The 18,397-nt window shown below is 71.7% G+C and carries 15 protein-coding genes; 12 read left to right on the forward strand and 3 right to left on the reverse strand.

What is annotated here, in order from left to right:
• From AC067M_RS15245 to AC067M_RS15265, 5 genes are all read left to right on the forward strand, one after another.
• A complete protein-coding gene (locus tag AC067M_RS15245; protein ID WP_478697458.1) occupies positions 1–765 on the forward strand; it encodes a DUF3710 domain-containing protein in 765 nt (254 codons plus the stop codon).
• A 406-nt stretch (positions 766–1,171) separates the two neighbouring features.
• Positions 1,172–3,745, forward strand: coding sequence for an ATP-binding protein (locus AC067M_RS15250; RefSeq protein WP_478697459.1), 2,574 nt, complete (start codon positions 1,172–1,174; stop codon positions 3,743–3,745).
• A complete protein-coding gene (locus AC067M_RS15255; RefSeq protein WP_478697460.1) occupies positions 3,742–4,425 on the forward strand; it encodes a response regulator in 684 nt (227 codons plus the stop codon). Before AC067M_RS15250 ends, AC067M_RS15255 begins: the two co-directional genes overlap by 4 nt.
• Before the next feature lie 66 nt (positions 4,426–4,491).
• The gene (locus AC067M_RS15260; protein ID WP_478697461.1) at positions 4,492–4,890 is read left to right on the forward strand and encodes an OB-fold nucleic acid binding domain-containing protein; all 399 of its coding nucleotides are present in this window, start codon (positions 4,492–4,494) and stop codon (positions 4,888–4,890) included.
• A gap of 3 nt (positions 4,891–4,893) precedes the next feature.
• On the forward strand, positions 4,894–5,631 hold the full coding sequence (locus tag AC067M_RS15265; protein ID WP_478697462.1) for a DUF3159 domain-containing protein: 738 nt from the start codon (positions 4,894–4,896) through the stop codon (positions 5,629–5,631).
• Positions 5,632–5,918: 287 nt separating this feature from the next.
• Here the strand turns inward: AC067M_RS15265 and AC067M_RS15270 are convergent, their stop codons facing one another.
• The 3 genes from AC067M_RS15270 to AC067M_RS15280 all read right to left on the reverse strand — a co-directional run bounded on the left by AC067M_RS15270 (position 5,919) and on the right by AC067M_RS15280 (position 8,377).
• On the reverse strand, positions 5,919–6,596 hold the full coding sequence (locus AC067M_RS15270; protein ID WP_478697463.1) for a potassium channel family protein: 678 nt from the start codon (positions 6,594–6,596) through the stop codon (positions 5,919–5,921).
• Positions 6,596–7,264 (reverse strand): potassium channel family protein, encoded by a 669-nt coding sequence (locus AC067M_RS15275; protein ID WP_478697464.1) that lies wholly within the window; start codon positions 7,262–7,264, stop codon positions 6,596–6,598. Before AC067M_RS15275 ends, AC067M_RS15270 begins: the two co-directional genes overlap by 1 nt.
• 222 nt (positions 7,265–7,486) lie before the next feature.
• A complete protein-coding gene (locus AC067M_RS15280) occupies positions 7,487–8,377 on the reverse strand; it encodes a class I SAM-dependent methyltransferase (RefSeq protein ID WP_478697465.1) in 891 nt (296 codons plus the stop codon).
• Between the two features lie 332 nt (positions 8,378–8,709).
• Between AC067M_RS15280 and AC067M_RS15285 the strand changes: the two genes are divergently transcribed.
• The 7 genes from AC067M_RS15285 to AC067M_RS15315 all read left to right on the forward strand — a co-directional run bounded on the left by AC067M_RS15285 (position 8,710) and on the right by AC067M_RS15315 (position 18,396).
• Positions 8,710–10,755 carry an APC family permease gene (locus AC067M_RS15285; protein ID WP_478697466.1) on the forward strand — a complete coding sequence of 682 codons (2,046 nt, stop codon included), beginning with the start codon at positions 8,710–8,712 and terminating at the stop codon, positions 10,753–10,755.
• Positions 10,756–10,829: 74 nt separating this feature from the next.
• A complete protein-coding gene (locus tag AC067M_RS15290; RefSeq protein ID WP_478697467.1) occupies positions 10,830–12,173 on the forward strand; it encodes a class I SAM-dependent RNA methyltransferase in 1,344 nt (447 codons plus the stop codon).
• Positions 12,174–12,822: 649 nt separating this feature from the next.
• Positions 12,823–13,785, forward strand: coding sequence for an NAD-dependent epimerase/dehydratase family protein (locus AC067M_RS15295; protein ID WP_478697468.1), 963 nt, complete (start codon positions 12,823–12,825; stop codon positions 13,783–13,785).
• 39 nt (positions 13,786–13,824) lie between these two features.
• Entirely contained in the window at positions 13,825–15,540 is a 1,716-nt protein-coding gene (locus AC067M_RS15300; protein WP_478697469.1) for a carbamoyltransferase family protein, read from the forward strand.
• On the forward strand, positions 15,537–16,625 hold the full coding sequence (locus AC067M_RS15305; RefSeq protein ID WP_478697470.1) for a glycosyltransferase family 2 protein: 1,089 nt from the start codon (positions 15,537–15,539) through the stop codon (positions 16,623–16,625). The genes AC067M_RS15300 and AC067M_RS15305 overlap by 4 nt, the downstream gene beginning before the upstream one ends.
• A complete protein-coding gene (locus AC067M_RS15310; RefSeq protein WP_478697471.1) occupies positions 16,625–17,224 on the forward strand; it encodes a D-glycero-alpha-D-manno-heptose-1,7-bisphosphate 7-phosphatase in 600 nt (199 codons plus the stop codon). The genes AC067M_RS15305 and AC067M_RS15310 overlap by 1 nt, the downstream gene beginning before the upstream one ends.
• Complete coding sequence (locus AC067M_RS15315; protein WP_478697472.1) at positions 17,221–18,396, forward strand: glycosyltransferase family 9 protein; 1,176 nt, start codon at positions 17,221–17,223, stop codon at positions 18,394–18,396. The genes AC067M_RS15310 and AC067M_RS15315 overlap by 4 nt, the downstream gene beginning before the upstream one ends.
• Position 18,397: the final 1 nt, after the last annotated feature.

The following is an 18,397-nucleotide window of genomic DNA, read 5'->3' on the forward strand; positions in this document are numbered from 1 at the left end:
GTGTTCGGACGTCGCAAGAAGAAGGATGCCGCCGAGGACGCGGCCGGCGAGGCCGAGCAGGTCGTCGACAGTGTCGACACTGAGGCGGACGAGGAAGACGGTGAGCGCGAGCGTGTGAAGCTCGAGCCGGAGCCGCGGCCCGACGGGCCCTGGGACAGCTCCGAGGTCCGTGACCCGGCCGAGGGCCGGGTGGATCTCGGCGGTCTGTTCGTGCCGGGGGTCGACGGCATGGAGCTGCGGGTCGAGGTCGCGGGCGACGCGATCGTCGCGGCGACGGTCGTCCTGCGCGACAGCGCCATCCAGCTCCAGGCCTTCGCGGCGCCCAAGCGCGAGGGCATCTGGGGCGAGGTGCGCGAGGAGATCGGCGCCGGGATCACTCAGCAGGGCGGCATCATCGACGAGGTCGAAGGCCCGCTGGGCTGGGAACTGCGCGCTCAGGTGCCGGTGCAACTGCCGGACGGCACGGGCGGCTTCCAGGTGGTGCGGTTCGTCGGTGTGGACGGGCCCCGCTGGTTCCTGCGCGGTGTGATCTCGGGGCAGGGCGCGGTGCAGCCGCAGGCCGCCGGTCTGCTGGAGCAGATCTTCCGGGACACGGTCGTGGTCCGCGGTGAAGGCCCGATGGCGCCTCGCGACCCGATTGTCCTGAAGCTGCCGAACGACGCGCAGATGGTGCCCGAGGGCGTGCAGCAGGACGAGGGCGGGTCGCGCTTCTCCGGCGGCATGGGGCAGTTGCAGCGCGGCCCGGAGATCACCGAGGTCCGCTAGCGGGCAGAAGCAACACAGGGCCGTACCCCTCGGGGTGCGGCCCTTTCGCAGGTCCGGGCTCGGCTCGGGCTCGTCCGGGAGACGCTCACGTTCCTCGTCCGGGAGACACTCACGCACGGTGAGAATTTCGTGTGAACCGATTCGGTGGGCTCGTCCGATGGAGGAGTGAGGGCGGAGGAGCCGCCGAGGGGCCGGACGCCAGCCGCGAGCGCGGGACCGGCACCGGCCAGGGGGATCACGGGGAGAGCACATGAGGCGGGGGATTGCAGACAGGCACCGGTTCGCGTCCGGGGCGTCAGGGTTGCGTCAAAGGTGTCCCCTGAGCCCTTCCTCGCCCCCTTTGTCGGCATCGTTGGCCGTAAGGTCGACGCTGCGTAGGCAGGGGTTACCGGAAGACAATGAGGCCATGGCACGCGGCAGACTTCGGATCTATCTCGGCGCGGCACCGGGCGTGGGCAAGACCTACGCGATGCTGTCCGAGGCGCACCGGAGGGTCGAACGGGGTACCGACTGCGTGGTCGCCTTCGTGGAGCACCACGGCCGGCCGCGCACCGAGGTGCTGCTGCACGGGCTCGAGCAGGTCCGGCGCAAGGAACTGGAATACCGGGGCACGGCCTTCACCGAGATGGACGTCGACGCCGTCCTGTCCCGCCATCCCCAGGTCGCCCTGGTGGACGAACTGGCTCACACCAACGTCCCGGGCTCGCGCAACGCCAAGCGATGGCAGGACGTGGAGAAACTGCTCGTCGCCGGGATCGACGTGGTCTCGACGGTGAACATCCAGCACCTGGAGTCGCTGGGGGACGTGGTGGAGTCGATCACGGGGGTGCGGCAGCGAGAGACCGTGCCCGACGAGATCGTCCGCCGCGCCGACCAGATCGAGCTGGTGGACATGTCGCCGCAGGCGCTGCGCCGACGCATGGCACACGGCAACATCTACACGCCGGACAAGGTCGACGCGGCCCTGTCGAAATACTTCCGGCCGGGCAACCTCACCGCGCTGCGGGAGCTCGCGCTGCTGTGGGTGGCCGACCGGGTCGACGAGTACCTCAAGCAGTACCGCAGCGACCACCAGGTGTCGGCGATCTGGGGATCGCGGGAGCGGATCGTGGTCGGTCTGACCGGTGGCCCCGAGGGGCGCACGCTGATCCGGCGGGCGGCCCGGCTCGCGCAGAAGGGCGCCGGCGGCGAGGTGCTGGCCGTGTACATAGCGCGCAGCGACGGGCTGACCTCGGCCTCACCCAAGGAACTGACCCTGCAGCGCACCCTCGTCGAGGATCTCGGCGGTACGTTCCACCACGTCGTCGGCGACGACATACCGGCCGCGCTGCTGGAGTTCGCCCGCGGGGCCAACGCCACGCAGATCGTCCTCGGTTCCTCGCGCCGAAAGAGCTGGCAGTACGTCTTCGGACCCGGTGTCGGCGCGACGGTCGCACGGGAGTCGGGGCCCGACCTCGACGTGCACATCGTGACCCACGACGAGGTCGCCAGGGGGCGCGGTCTGCCGGTGGCGCGGGGCGCCCCGCTCGGGCGGGCCCGGATCATCTGGGGGTGGGTGGTCGGCGTGGCAGGACCCGCGATCCTGGCGGTGCTGCTGAACACCGTCCACCTCGGCCTCGCCAACGACATGCTGCTGTTCCTGACGTTGACGGTGGCGGCGGCGCTGCTCGGCGGGCTCCTGCCGGCGCTCGCCTCGGCGGCCTTCGGCTCGCTGCTGCTGAACTACTTCTACACACCGCCCCTGCACCGGCTGCTGATCGCCGACCCCAAGAACATCGTCGCCATAGCGATCTTCGTGGGCGTCGCGGTGTCGGTGGCGTCGGTGGTGGACCTGGCGGCCCGCCGGACCCACCAGGCGGCGCGGCTGCGCGCGGAGTCGGAGATCCTCTCCTTCCTCGCCGGCAACGTACTGCGGGGCGAGACCAGCCTGGAGGCGCTGCTCGAGCGGGTGCGCGAGACCTTCGGCATGGAGTCGGCGGCCCTGCTGGAGCGGCGCGGCGATGTCGACCCGTGGACCTGCGCGGGACACGTCGGCCTGGGGCGGCCGGTGGACCGGCCCGAGGCCGCGGACGTGGATGTGCCGGTCGGGGACCACATGGCCCTGGCGCTCACCGGCCGGGTGCTGCCCGCCGAGGACCGCCGGGTGCTGGGCGCGTTCGGCGCGCAGGCCGCCGTGGTGCTGGACCGCCGCCGCCTCCAGGAGGAGGCCGACCGGGCCAGCGCGCTCGCCGAGGGCAACCGCATCCGCACAGCGCTGCTGGCCGCCGTCAGCCACGACCTCCGTACGCCCCTGGCGGGGATCAAGGCGGCGGTCTCCAGCCTGAGATCCGACGACGTGGCCTGGTCGGAGGAGGACCAGTCGGAGTTCCTGGAGGGCATCGAGGAGGGGGCCGACCGGCTCGACCACCTGGTGGGCAACCTGCTGGACATGTCACGGCTCCAGACCGGCACGGTCACCCCGCTGATCCGGGAGATCGACCTCGACGAGGTGGTGCCGATGGCGCTGGGCGGGGTGCCCGAGGACAGCGTGGACAGTGTGGAACTGGACATCCCGGAGACCCTGCCCATGGTGGCCGTGGATCCGGGGCTGCTGGAGCGGTCGGTGGGCAACCTGGTCGAGAACGCCGTGAAGTACAGCCCGCCCGGCGGGACCCTCCTGGTCGCCGCCAGCGCCATCGCCGACCGGGTCGAGGTGCGGGTCGTCGACCGGGGGCCAGGTGTGCCGGACGAGGCGAAGGAGCGCATATTCGAGCCCTTCCAGCGCTACGGTGACGCCCCGCGCGGTGCGGGCGTGGGCCTCGGCCTCGCGGTCGCGCGCGGGTTCGCCGAGGCCATGGGCGGCACGCTCAACGCCGAGGACACACCCGGGGGCGGCCTCACCATGGTGCTGACGCTCCGTGCGGCCCGATCGCGCGCGGAGCCTCTCGAAGCGGACGCCGCACAGGCCCGTCCCGTGGAACCGGAAAGGCAGGTCTCATGACCCGGGTGCTCGTGATCGACGACGAGCCGCAGATCGTGCGCGCCCTCGTGATCAATCTGAAGGCGCGCAAGTACGAGGTCGACGCGGCGCACGACGGCGCCACCGCCCTGGAGCTGGCGGCCGCACGCCACCCCGACGTGGTCGTCCTCGACCTGGGCCTGCCCGACATGGACGGCGTCGAGGTGATCAAGGGCCTGCGCGGCTGGACGCGTGTGCCGATCCTGGTGCTGTCCGCACGGCACTCCTCCGACGAGAAGGTCGAGGCGCTGGACGCGGGCGCCGACGACTACGTGACCAAGCCCTTCGGTATGGACGAGCTGCTGGCACGGCTGCGCGCAGCGGTCCGCCGCGCCGAACCGGCCGGGGCCGGCGAGGACGACGTGATGGTGGAGACGGGCGAGTTCACCGTCGACCTGGCGGCGAAGAAGGTGAACCGGGGCGGGAAGGACGTACGGCTGACGCCCACGGAGTGGCATCTGCTGGAGGTGCTGGTGCGCAACACGGGGCGGCTGGTCAGCCAGCGGCAGCTGTTGCAGGAGGTGTGGGGGCCGTCGTACGGGACGGAGACCAACTATCTGCGGGTCTACATGGCCCAGCTGCGAAGAAAGCTGGAGGCCGATCCGTCGCACCCGAAGCACTTCATCACGGAGCCGGGAATGGGGTACCGGTTCGAGAAGTGAGCAGCGTCCTACGGGGCCCCGGCCCAGGAGTACGTTGCCGTCAGCGGGCCCCGGTACGCTTCAGATATGACTGCTGTTCCTCGCCCCGAAAAGCCGGTGGGCCGGTTCCGGCGCATGCTCGACCGGCTTTCCTCGTCCCAGGAGGACCTGGAGTCGGAGGAGCTGCGCGAGGACGCCGAGACCACCGGATGTACGCGCATCGGCGACTGCCATGACCGGCAGATCGTGACGGTTACTGGTACCTTGCGCACGGTCACCCTGCGACCGCGCGCGGGCGTCCCGGCCCTGGAGGCCGAGCTGTTCGACGGCTCCGCCGCGCTGGACGTGGTGTGGCTCGGCAGGCGTTCCATAGTGGGGATAGAACCCGGGCGCAGGCTGATCGCATCCGGCCGGATCTCGATGAGCCGCGGTCGCCGGGTGTTGTTCAACCCCAAGTACGAACTCAGGCCCCTCGGACGGGAGTAGCCGGTGACGTCGCTCGACAAGCCGACCGAAGAGACTCAGCAGCAGGATGCCCGGGCGGTGACGGAGGCAGCGCTGTTCGAGGCGTTCGGCGGGGTCCGGGGCATGGTTGAGACGGTGGTCCCCGGCCTCCTCTTCGTCACCATCTTCACGATCAACAAGGACCTCCACATGTCCGCGATCGCCGCGCTCGCGGTGTCGCTGGTCCTGGTCGTGGTCCGGCTGGTCATGAAGGACACGGTGAAGCACGCCTTCAGCGGTGTCTTCGGTGTCGCCTTCGGTGTGGTCTTCGCGATGATGACCGGCAACGCCAAGGACTTCTATCTGCCCGGCATGCTCTACACGCTGGGGCTGTCGCTGGCGTACATCATCACGGCGCTGTGCGGTGTGCCGCTGATCGGGCTGATGCTCGGACCGGTCTTCAAGGAGAACCTCTCCTGGCGCACACGGAATCCGGGGCGCAAGAAGGCGTACACCAAGGCCAGTTGGGCCTGGGGGCTGATCCTGCTCGCCAAGTGCGCGATCCTCTTCCCGCTGTACTGGTGGGCGAACACGGCGCAGCTGGGCTGGGTGCTGGTGGCTCTGAAGATTCCGCCGTTCCTGCTGGCTGTGTGGCTGACGTGGGTGTTCCTGGCGAAGGCGCCCGCGCCGATTGATGTGTTCGCCGAGATGGAGGCTGCGGAGAAGGCGGAGGAGGAGCGCACGGCCGCGGAGGCGGGTGGGCGGCACCGTCGGGACGCGTAGTGCGCGGTGTGTGGGCGGCCGTGCCTGGGGGCTGCCGCCCCCAGACCCCCGCTTCGGCCTGAACGGCCACGTCCTCGAACGCCGGACGGGCTGAGAAGAGATGGCCCGACCGGCGTCCAGTGCTGTGACCGGAAAGGTTTGCCGGAAAGCTCGCGGCGTCCGGTGCGGTGCCTCGTAAGGCGGAGCATGACCCGCGTACTGGATGTACTCGGGTCATGCGACAACGCGGCGAGGAGCCGTGCCGGGCGTCGCGAGCCGGTGAACCTTTCCGGTCACAGCACCAGAGGTCAGCTCGACGCGTCTTCCCGACGTACCGACAGCAGGTCCTCCAGCTGCTCCTCCCGGGCCTGCGCGGCCACGAAGAGCAGTTCGTCGCCCGCTTCCAGGGAGTCCTCCCGGGACGGGGTGAGGACGCGGGTGCCGCGGATGATGGTGACCAGGGAGGTGTCCTCGGGCCACTCCACGTCGCCGACCTGGGTGCCCGCCAGGGCGGACTCCTCGGGGAGGGTGAGTTCGACGAGGTTGGCGTCGCCGTGGCTGAATCGGAGCAGCCGGACCAGGTCGCCGACGCTCACCGCCTCCTCGACCAGGGCCGACATCAGGCGCGGGGTGGAGACGGCGACGTCGACGCCCCAGGACTCGTTGAACAGCCACTCGTTCTTCGGGTTGTTCACGCGGGCGACGACGCGCGGAACGCCGTACTCCGTCTTGGCCAGCAGGGAGACGACCAGGTTGACCTTGTCGTCGCCCGTCGCGGCGATCACGACGTTGCAGCGCTGGAGCGCCGCCTCGTCGAGCGATGTGATCTCGCAGGCGTCGGCGAGCAGCCACTCCGCCTGCGGGACGCGCTCGACCGAGATGGCGGTCGGCGCCTTGTCGACGAGCAGGACCTCGTGGCCGTTCTCCAGGAGCTCGCCCGCGATCGAGCGGCCCACCGCACCGGCTCCGGCAATGGCGACCCTCATCAGTGACCGCCTTCCTGCGGGCCCTCGGCGAACGCCGCCTCGATCTTCTCGACGTCGTCCGTACGCATCATCACGTGCACCAGGTCGCCCTCCTGCAGCACCGTCTGCGAGGTGGGCAGGATCGCCTCGCCGAGGCGGGTCAGGAACGCCACGCGGACGCCCGTCTCCTCCTGCAGCGTGCTGATCTTGTGGCCGACCCAGGCGGCCGAGGCGTGCACCTCGGCGAGTTGTACGCCGCCGGTGGGGTCGCGCCACAGCGGCTCGGCGCCGGACGGCAGCAGGCGGCGCAGCATCTGGTCGGCGGTCCAGCGCACCGTGGCGACCGTCGGAATGCCCAGGCGCTGGTAGACCTCGGCCCGTCGGGGGTCGTAGATGCGGGCGGCGACGTTCTCGATGCCGAACATCTCGCGGGCCACGCGCGCGGCGATGATGTTGGAGTTGTCGCCACTGGAGACGGCGGCGAACGCGCCGGCCTCCTCGATGCCGGCCTCGCGCAGTGTGTCCTGGTCGAAACCGACTCCGGTGACCCGGCGGCCGCCGAAGGAGGAGCCCAGGCGTCGGAAGGCGGTGGGGTCCTGGTCGATCACAGCGACCGTGTGCCCCTGTTGCTCCAGGTTCTGGGCGAGAGCGGAACCCACTCTGCCGCAGCCCATGATCACGATATGCACGGCCTTACACCACACTCCCCGCAGGCCGTCCGGCCTGCGTCAACGTCTTCCTCATGTCCCTCTCTCGGCTTGCCGGGCAACGGGCGCGGCCTGTGCGGGCCGCCAGGCACCATCATGCCGGTGATTCCCAGCCGTGCTCCTGCTCGGGGTCAGGACACCGCCGCCGACTGCCCGTTTCCAACGTATCGGCAGGGCGGAAACGGGGCCGAGGGGCCCGAAGTGTCAGGGCTGCGGAGGATTGGTCCACACGCGTACGTCCGTGCTCGGGAGACCGACCTCGAAGCCCCCGTCGACGGCGTGGCGCGCGAGCAGCGCCCGCAGGCGGGCGTCGAACTCCGGAAGGGCCTCGCCGAACAGGTGGGGCGCCGAGAACGACATGGAGTACTGCTCCGCGACGACGTCGTCGACACTCCGGTGCAGCGTTCCCCCGCCTTTCACCACGATCCGGCGCGGGCCGACGAAGCCCGCCCGTGCCAGTACGGCCTCCTCGCCGCCGGGAGTTCCCTGGGGCAGCAGATGGCGGCCGGCGCGTCTGACCTCGCCGAGGAACTCGCGTACGAGCGCGTCGATCTCCGTCCGGGGGATGCCCCCGTCCTCCCGCCGCTCGGTCTTCACATCGGCGATGTGCACGAGGTGGCCGCCGGTCCGCAGGGCCCGGCGCAGGTGGCCGGCGACGCGGGCACGGTCCATCCAGTGGAACGACTGTGCGAAGACGGCCGTGTCGAGCTCATCGTCGTCGAACGAGACGTCCTCGGCGGGCCGGGTGAGCCAGGTGATGGTCGTGATCCCCGCCGCGGCCGCGAGCTCCCGGCCCCGCTCGACCATGTCCGGGTCGGGATCAACGGCCACGACCCGCGCGAAGTGCACGGCGAGCGGGCGGGCGAGGGTGCCCGGTCCGCAGCCGAGATCCGCGAGGGTTCCCGTGCCGTCGAGACCGAGCTCGTCGGCCAGGGCGTCGGCGAGGCCGTCCGCGTACGGCAGCCGGCCGCGCTCGTAGTGCTCGGCCACTCCCTTGAACAGGTGGTCGTCCCATGCCTGGAACAGAGGGGCGTCCTGCGGATGCTCCGGATTCCACGCATGGCTCTGATGTCCCGCGTGCTCCTGATGCGGCACAGCCGCCCTCCCGTCCGGCACAGCCGGCCTCCCCAGCGGCCGCCCTCGGCCGCTTCCGTAACGGGCCTTCCCGTTCAGCGGCGAGTGATGCTCCGAACGCTCCACAGAGTCAGGAGTCCGAGACCGAGGAGCGCGGCGGCGGCCCCGACGAGGACGGCGATCGCGGGCATGGAACCTCCCGAGGGCGAGGACTGGCAGGGTCCAGACATCTAGGCACGGGGGTGACCGCGGCCCCGGAATTCCTCGCGATCCGGGTCCCCGATTTCACTCGTGAGGCAGAACAGGGACGGCAGGTGGGCTTGCCCGTGTTCGACGCCGTACGATCCTCTGTTGTGTCCAAACTGACCGACGTGCCCAAGCGGATTCTGATCGGGCGCGCACTGCGCAGTGATCGGCTCGGGGAAACGCTCCTGCCGAAGCGCATCGCCCTACCCGTTTTCGCCTCCGACCCGCTGTCCTCCGTCGCGTACGCGCCGGGCGAGGTGCTGCTGGTCCTGTCCATCGCGGGTGTGTCGGCGTACCACTTCAGCCCCTGGATCGCACTCGCGGTCGTCGTGCTGATGTTCACGGTGGTCGCCTCCTACCGGCAGAACGTCCACGCCTACCCCAGCGGCGGCGGCGACTACGAGGTGGCGAACACCAACCTCGGGCCCAGGGCGGGCCTGACGGTCGCCAGCGCACTGCTCGTCGACTACGTCCTCACCGTCGCCGTGTCGATCGCCTCGGGCATCGAGAACCTCGGCTCCGCGATCCCGTTCGTGGTCGAACACAAGACGGCCTGCGCGGTCGCGGTGATCGTGCTGCTGACGCTGATGAACCTGCGCGGGGTCAAGGAGTCCGGGAAGCTCTTCGCGATTCCCACGTACGTCTTCGTCGCGGGCGTCTTCATCATGATCGCGTGGGGCGCGTTCCGCGGGCTTGTGCTCGGCGACACCATGCGGGCGCCGACGGCGCAGTTCCACATCGAGGCCGAGCACCAGGGCCTCGCCGGCTTCGCCCTCGTCTTCCTGCTGCTGCGCGCCTTCTCCTCCGGCTGTGCCGCGCTCACCGGCGTCGAGGCGATCTCCAACGGCGTCCCCGCCTTCCGTAAGCCGAAGTCGAAGAACGCGGCGACGACGCTGGCCGCGATGGGCCTGCTCGCCGTCACCATGTTCTGCGGCATCATCGTGCTCGCTCTGGTCACCGACGTGCGGATGGCGGAGAACCCGGCCACCGACCTGCTGAAGAACGGTGTCGCCGTCGGCTCGGGCTATGTCCAGAACCCGGTGATCACCCAGGTCGCCGAGGCCGTGTTCGGCAAGGGCAGCTTCCTGTTCATCGTGCTGGCCGCGGCGACGGCCCTGGTGCTGTTCCTGGCCGCCAACACCGCCTACAACGGCTTCCCCGTGCTCGGCTCGATCCTCGCCCAGGACCGCTACCTCCCGCGCCAGCTGCACACGCGCGGCGACCGCCTCGCCTTCTCCAACGGCATCGTGCTCCTTGCCGGCACGGCCACGCTGCTGGTGTGGATCTACGGCGCCGACTCGACCCGTCTGATCCAGCTCTACATCGTCGGCGTGTTCGTGTCCTTCACGCTCAGCCAGACGGGCATGGTCCGGCACTGGAACCGCCATCTGGCGACGGAGACGGACCAGGCCAAGCGCCGCCACATGGTGCGCTCGCGCGTCATCAACGCCTTCGGTGCCTTCTTCACCGGCCTGGTCCTGGTGGTCGTCCTCGTCACCAAGTTCACCCACGGCGCCTGGGTCGCCCTGCTCGGCATGGTGATCTTCTACGCGACGATGACCGCGATCCGCCGCCACTACGACGGCGTCTCCGCCGAGCTCGCCGCCCCCGACGGCCCAAGCGACGACAGCGTCCGCCCCTCCCGCGTCCGCTCGGTGCTGCTCGTCTCCAAGATCCACCGCCCCGCCCTGCGCGCCCTGGCCTACGCCAAGCTGATGCGCTCGGACTCCCTGGAGGCGCTCACCGTCAACGTCGACCCGGCCGAGACGAAGGCGCTGCGCGAGGAGTGGGAGCGGCGCGGCATCGACGTACCGCTGAAGGTGCTCGACTCGCCGTACCGCGAGATCACGCGGCCGATCATCGAGTACGTCAAGAGCCTGCGCAAGGAGTCGCCGCGCGACGCGGTCTCCGTGATCATCCCCGAGTACGTGGTCGGCCACTGGTACGAGCACCTGCTGCACAACCAGAGCGCCCTGCGGCTGAAGGGCCGGCTGCTGTTCACGCCGGGCGTGATGGTGACGTCGGTGCCGTACCAGTTGCAGTCCTCCGAGGTCGCCAAGAAGCGGGCCCGCAAGCGGCAGGACTGGAACGCGCCGGGGTCGGTGCGGCGGGGGCCCGCGGAGCGGGCGAAGGAGTCCAGCGGCAAGAACTGACGTGTGCGGGGAGCACGTAGACTGGTGGGCTGTTGTCCGGCCGTACCCCCTTGACGTTGTGGAGTCACCCCGCCATGCAGGCAGAACCGAAGAAGTCTCAGGCGGGGAACTCCCTGGTCGGGGAGGAGTACGAGGTCGAGATCGGCCCCGTCGCCCACGGCGGCCACTGCATCGCCCGTACGTCCGAGGGACAGGTGCTGTTCGTCCGGCACGCCCTGCCGGGTGAGCGGGTCGTGGCACGGGTGACGGAGGGCGAGGAGGGGGCCCGCTTCCTGCGCGCGGACGCGGTCGAGGTGCTGACGGCGTCGAAGGACCGCGTCGAGGCACCCTGCCCCTTCGCGGGCCCCGGCCGCTGCGGCGGCTGCGACTGGCAGCACGCCAAGCCGGGCGCCCAGCGCCGCCTGAAGGGCGAGGTGATCGCCGAGCAGCTCCAGCGCCTCGCGGGCCTCACACCCGAAGAGGCCGGCTGGGACGGCACGGTCATGCCGGCGGATGGCGACAAGCTGCCTGCGGGTGAGGTGCCCGCGTGGCGGACGCGCGTGCAGTACGCCGTCGACGCCGAGGGCCACGCAGGTCTGCGCCGGCACCGCTCGCACGAGGTGGAGCGGATCGACCACTGCAGGATCGCCGCGCCGGGCGTCGACGAGCTGGGCATCGAGAAGCGCGACTGGACCGGCATGGAGTCGGTCGAGGCGATCGCGGCGACGGGTTCGCAGGACCGCCAGGTCATCCTGACGCCCCGCCCGGGCGCCCGCCTGCCGATCGTCGAGCTGGACCGGCCCGTGTCGGTCATGCGGGTCGGCGAGAAGGACGGCGGCGTGCACCGCGTCCACGGCCGCCCCTTCGTCCGCGAACGCGCGGACGACCGTACGTACCGCGTCGGCAGCGGCGGCTTCTGGCAGGTCCACCCGAAGGCCGCGGACACCCTGGTGACGGCCGTCATGCAGGGCCTGCTGCCACGCAAGGGCGACATGGCGCTGGATCTTTACTGCGGTGTCGGGCTCTTCGCGGGCGCCCTGGCCGACCGCCTCGGCGAGAAGGGCGCCGTACTCGGCATCGAGTCCGGCAAGCGCGCCGTCGAGGACGCCCGCCACAACCTCGCCGCCTTCGACCGTGTGCGCATCGAGCAGGGCAAGGTCGAAAGCGTGCTGCCGCGCACCGGGATCACGGAGGTCGACCTGATCGTCCTGGACCCGCCCCGCGCCGGGGCGGGGCGGAAGACGGTGGAGCATCTTGCTTCGCTGGGCGCGCGGAGGATCGCGTACGTGGCGTGCGATCCGGCTGCGTTGGCGCGGGACCTGGGGTACTTCCGGGACGGGGGGTATCGGGTGCGGGCGTTGCGGGCGTTCGATCTGTTCCCGATGACGCATCATGTGGAGTGCGTGGCGATTCTGGAGCCGGTCCGAGAGGGCGTCTGACCTGCTGTTTTGTAATTCAGGTGGTGAGTTCGACTTGTTTTCGCTCGCAGAATGCGTCGACTGAGGTTCGCTGGTGCAGAACGGTCTGAGCTGCAGCTTCAAGGGCTGGCGCGGGTCGCGCGGGCGACGTGGCTTGCGGGTGAGCGCGTGCTCGTTGCGGGCAGGGACGGATGATCGTCGGCTGTTCGCGGGCGCCGCGGTGTCGGGGGTGGTGGGCCGGGTCCGAGGGTGCAGCCAGGCCGCAGGCGGTGACCGGCCGGATGCGGCCGGGTTCGAGGGTGGAGCCAGGCCGCGGGTGGTGACCGGCCGGGGGACGCCGTCGGGCAGCCGATGGGCAGGCCGATCCCGCGGTGTGTCCGGAGGCGCCCTGGTCGGCCGGGTGTCGGCAGCGGTTCATGAGGGAGGCGCCGACGGTGAGCGGCACAGGTCGGGCCGTGGCTGACGGCGGTCGTGCATGCGGCGACGTCCGATCGCAGGTTTGCCTCAGCATCGTTCACCCGAATGGCCGACCCTGCGGGCGAAACGCAGCTGAGCGTCCTTGACTTTATTTCGGCACGAACTCGCGGCCTGCGCCAGGCCCGCCGGCTCCCGGCGCCCCCGACGGCGCCCTTCCGCCCCCAGCCTTCCACGGAACACGGAGGACCAGCACATGAGTCCCACCGCCGCTTTCACGGGGAGACACGCTGTCGTAACGGGTGGTGCCGGCTTCGTCGGCTCCCACCTCTGCACCGCGCTGGTGGCGGCAGGCGCCATCGTGACCTGTGTCGACGACCTCTCCACGGGCACGGTCGAGAACGTCACGCACCTCGCCGGGCGGCCCGGGTTCACCTTCCTGAACGCGGACGTCACAGAGCCCTTCGAGGTGGACCGGCCGGTGGACCTGGTCCTGCACTTCGCCTCGCCGGCGTCTCCCGCCGACTATCTGCGGTTGCCCCTGCACACTCTGGAGACGGGCAGCCTGGGCACCCGCAACACCTTGGCCCTCGCCCGCCGGGACGGGGCGCGCTTCATTCTCGCCTCCACCTCCGAGGTGTACGGCGATCCGCAGCAGCACCCGCAGAACGAGCGGTACTGGGGCAACGTCAACCCCGTCGGGCCACGCAGCGTGTACGACGAGGCCAAGCGCTTCGGGGAGGCGTTCACCGTGGCGGAGGCGAACGTGCACGGGACCGACGCCGGCATCGTGCGGCTCTTCAACACCTACGGTCCGCGGATGCGTGGTTACGACGGCAGGGCGGTACCGACGTTCATCCGTCAGGCGCTGGCGGGGGAGCCGCTCACGGTCACCGGAGACGGGCTGCAGACCAGGTCCCTGGCCTACGTCGACGACACCGTACGGGGCATTCTCGCCATGGCGGCCTCGGATCTGCGCGGGCCGGTCAACCTGGGCAACCAGGCCGAGATCACCATGCTCGACCTGGCCCGCACGATCATCACGCTCACCGGCTCGTCCTCCGAGATCCGCTTCGTCGACCGGCCCACGGACGACCCCGCCGTGCGCTGTCCCGACCTCACCCTCGCCCGCGGCAAGCTCCAGTGGGAGCCCCGGGTGGACGCGGCCGAGGGGCTCGCGCGGACCGTCGCCTGGTTCCGCGCGCACCACGACGCCTGACCGACCCGACGCCCGACCTTCGTCGAAGGGCCTCGCACCATGCGCGTACTCGGAATCAACGCCCTCTTTCACGACCCCGCCGCAGCACTGGTCATCGACGGGCACATGGTTGCCGCGGCCGAGGAGGAGCGCTTCTCCCGGCGCAAGCACGGCAAGCGCCCCGTACCGTTCGCCGCCTGGGAAGTTCCGGGAAAGGCCGCCGCCTGGTGCCTCGCCGAGGCGGGACTGCGGCCCCAGGACCTGGACGCCGTGGCGTACTCCTTCGATCCCGCCCTCGCCCGCTCCGCAGGGGAGTTGGGCCTGGACGACCCCTGGGACCATCTGCGCCTGACCTATGCCCGCGAAGCCCCCTTGTTCCTGAGCACGGCGTTGCCGGGACTGGACCCGGACATCGTTCGGTTCGTCCCGCACCACATGGCACACGCCGCTTCCGGCGCGTTCGCGGCACCGGACGCCGAGCCGTCCTCCGCGCTGGTCCTGGACGGCCGCGGGGAATCCGCCTCCCACCTCGCCGCACGCCGCATCGGCGACCGGCTGGAACCGCTGTACGCGCAGCGGTTGCCGCACTCCCTGGGGCTCGCCTACGAGGAGCTCACCGAACACCTCGGCTTCCTGCGCTCCTGTGACGAGTACAAGGTGATGGCGCTGGCCTCGTACGGCAGACCACGCCTCCTCGCCGAACTGCGCTCCCGCATCCATCCGACCGGTGACGGCGGTTTCCGGGCCACCGGAGTGCCCTGGTCCGAGCTGTGCCCTCCGTTGCGCCCCGGGCAGCAGTGGTCGCAAGCGCACGCGGACCTGGCCGCGAGCGCGCAGGCGTGCCTGGAGGAGACGTTGCTCGACCTGGTGCGCTGGCTGCACGGACGTACCCACGACGAGGTGCTGACCATGGCCGGCGGTGTGGCGCTGAACTGCGTCGCCAACGCACGCGTCGCCCGGGAGGGCCCGTTCCGGCGGGTGTGGGTGCAGCCGGCCGCCGGTGACGCCGGTACCGCTCTCGGCGGGGCCCTCCTGCTGGCCGCGCACGGCGGGGACGAGCTGGAACCGATGCCCGGCGCGGACCTCGGGCGCTGCTGGTCGGACGCCGAGCTGGAAGGGCGGCTCAAGACGGCGGCGGTGCCGTTCGAGCGACCGCCGGACCTGGCCGCCACGGTCGCCCGGGCGCTGGCCGACGACGCGATCGTGGCCTGGTTCCAGGGCCGGTCCGAGTACGGGCCGAGGGCCCTCGGCCACCGTTCGCTGCTGGCCCACCCGGGGCACGCGGGCAACCTGGAGCGGCTCAACGACGTCAAGGGCCGTGAGCAGTTCCGGCCGGTGGCGCCGATGGTGCTCGCCCATCGGGCGGCCGAGATCTTCGACGGTCCGCTGCCCAGCCCGTACATGCTCTTCGTGCACGACGTCGCGGAGCGGTGGCGGGAGCGGATACCGGCGGTGGTGCACGTGGACGGCACAGCCCGCATCCAGACCGTGGACCCCGCACAGGAGCCGCTGGTCGCCCGGATGCTCAGTGCCTTCGAGGAGCTGACCGGCCTGCCCGTCGTCGTCAACACCAGCCTGAACACCGCCGGCCGGCCGATGGTCGACGATCCGCGTGACGCCCTGGAGTGCTTCGGCTCCACCCCGGTCGACATGCTGGCCCTCGGGCCCTTCGTCGTCCGCCGCGGCGCTCTCTTCGCCGACGGACGCGGGAGCGCCGATGGACGCGGGAGCGCCGATGGACGCGGGAGCGCCGATGGACGCGGGAGCGGCCGATGAGCGCGCGCCGACCCCCGCTCGACCCGGCGTACGCGGTGGTGATCCCGACGCTCGGCCGCCCCAGCCTCACCGTACTGCTGGCTGCCCTGGCCGGATGCGCAGGTCCGCGTCCCCGGCGGATCGTGCTCGTCGACGACCGAGGGCCGGACGCCCCGGCCCCCCTGCCCGCCGGAGTCCCCGGCGATCTCGACGGGCTCGTCGAGGTCGTCCGGACCGGCGGGCGCGGACCGGCGGCGGCGCGCAACGCCGGCTGGCGGGCCGTCCGGGAGCCGTGGATCGCGTTCCTGGACGACGACGTGGTGCCCGGGCCGACCTGGGCCGCCGACCTCGCCGCCGACCTGGCGGAGGCCGGATCCCGCACCGCCGGTGTCCAGGGGCGGATCGAGGTCCCGCTGCCCGAGCACCGCAGACCCACCGACTGGGAGCGCGTGACAGCGGGGCTGGCCACGGCCCGGTGGATCACCGCGGACATGGCGTACCGGCGGGCCGTGCTGGAGGACACCGGCGGCTTCGACGAACGCTTCCCGCGGGCCTTCCGGGAGGACGCCGACCTGGCCTTGCGCGTCCTGGACCGCGGCTGGCGACTGACCCTCGGAAACCGGCGCACCACCCACCCGGTACGGCCCTGCGACCGCTGGGTCTCCGTGCGCGCCCAGGCGGGCAACGCGGACGATGTCCTCATGAACCGGCTGCACGGCCGGGACTGGTGGAAGCGCGCCGGAGCCCCGCGCGGCCGGCTGCCCCGCCACCTGACGGTGACGGCCGCCGCCACCGCTGCTCTCGTCTGCGCTGCGGCACGACGGCCACGCGCCGCCGTCGCCTGCGCGGCCCTGTGGCTCGCCGGGACCGCCGAGTTCGCGTTCGCCCGGGTGAGGCCCGGACCCCGTACGGCGGACGAGATCAGCGCCATGGTCCTGACCAGCGTTCTGATCCCACCGGTCGCCGCCTACCACTGCTTGCGGGGGTTGACCGGCCCAAGGGGGCCGCGCGCTGCTCACGACCGCTCACCGATCGGCGCGGCCGGGGGAGGAGGAGGTGAACGGACGGTATGCGACGGCCAGTCGTGCGTGAGACGCCCGGTGTGATGTCCGGCCCTTGGTTGTCCGGCGAGGGCCGGGGGCCCGCGTCGGCGCGCCGCCACGCGGCGCTTCCCGAGGCGGTGCTGTTCGACCGTGACGGGACGCTCATCGAGGACGTGCCCTACAACGGGGACCCCGGTGCGGTCCGGCCGATGCCGGGAGCGCGGGCCGCCGTGGACGCGGTCCGCTCCGCGGGCGTGTCGGTCGGGGTCGTGAGCAACCAGTCGGGGGTGGCCAGGGGGCTGCTGACGCGTGACCAGGTGGACGCGGTCCGTCTGCGGGTGGAAACCCTGCTCGGCCCGTTCGGGGTGTGGGCGGTGTGCCCCCATGGACCGGACGACGGCTGCCGTTGCCGCAAACCTGCTCCGGGGCTGGTCGTCGCCGCCTGTGGCAGGCTCGGCGTGGACCCGGGGCGGACCGTCGTCATCGGTGACATCGGAGCGGACATGGCCGCCGCGGCTGCCGCCGGTGCCCGGGGTGTCCTCGTACCCACCCCGCTGACGCTTCCGGTGGAAGTCAGGGCCGCCAGGGAGACTGCGCACGACCTGCGCGCCGCGGTGCTCAAGGCGCTGGGGCGGACGCCCGGGGCGGGAGGGGCCCGATGACCCGCGGGCCGCGCACCCTGGTGGTCCGTCTGGACAGCGCGGGGGATGTGCTGCTGGCAGGCCCGGCGGTGCGGGCCGTGGCCGCCGGGTCCGCCCATACGGCGATGCTGTGCGGTCCCCTCGGAGAACGGGCCGCGCGGCTGCTGCCCGGTCTGGACGAGGTGCTGGTCTACGACGCCCCCTGGGTGGGATTCGACCCGCCACCGGTACGCCGGGGTGACCTGGACGCGGTGGCCGAGGTGCTCGCCGGGCGCCGTTTCGACCGGGCGCTGGTGCTTGCCTCCTTCCACCAGAGCCCGCTGCCCATGGCCCTGCTGCTCAAGGCGGCCGGTGTGCCGTGGGTGGCCGCGGACAGCGAGCACTATCCGGGCTCGCTGCTGGACCTGCGCCATCACCGGGCACCCCACCGGCACGAGACCGAGGCCGCGCTGGACCTCGCCGAGGCCGCCGGGCACCCGTTGCCGCCGGGCGACGACGGACGGCTGCGCATCACCGCCCCGCCGGACACCACCCCGCTCACCGGGGCCGCGCCGTACGTCGTCGTGCATCCCGGCGCGGCGGTGCCGGCCCGCGCCTGGACACCCGGCCGGGCGGCGCGTGCGGTGGCCGCCCTGGCCGCGGCAGGCCACCGCGTCGTGGTCACCGGCGGGCCCGGTGAGAAGGAACTGACCGACTCGGTCGCGGACAGCCACGCCCTGGACCTGGGCGGCCGGACCACGCTCGCGGAACTGGCCGGAGTGCTCGCGCGGGCGCGGGCCGTCGTGGTCGGCAACACCGGCCCCTGCCACCTCGCGGCGGCGGTCGGCACACCCGTCGTCTGCCTGTTCGCCCCCGTCGTACCGGCCGAGCGCTGGGCGCCGTACGGGGTGCGCAGCGTGCTGCTCGGACGGCACGACGCGCCGTGCGCGGGCAGCAGGGCCAGGCTCTGCCCGATTGCGGGGCACCCCTGCCTCGACTCGGTGACCGACGACGAGGTGCTCGCGGCGGTCGCCTCCCTGACCGTCGGCGACCGCGGCGAACGCGGCGACCTCCGGACCACCGACTACCCGACCACCGACTACCCGACTGCCGACTACCCGACCACCGACTACCCGACCACCGACTACCCGACCACCGACTACCCGACCACCGACTACCCGACTGCCGCCGACTCCCGCGACCTCCGGAGGTGAG

It is taken from the genome of Streptomyces sp. NPDC043427 (genome assembly GCF_056436655.1).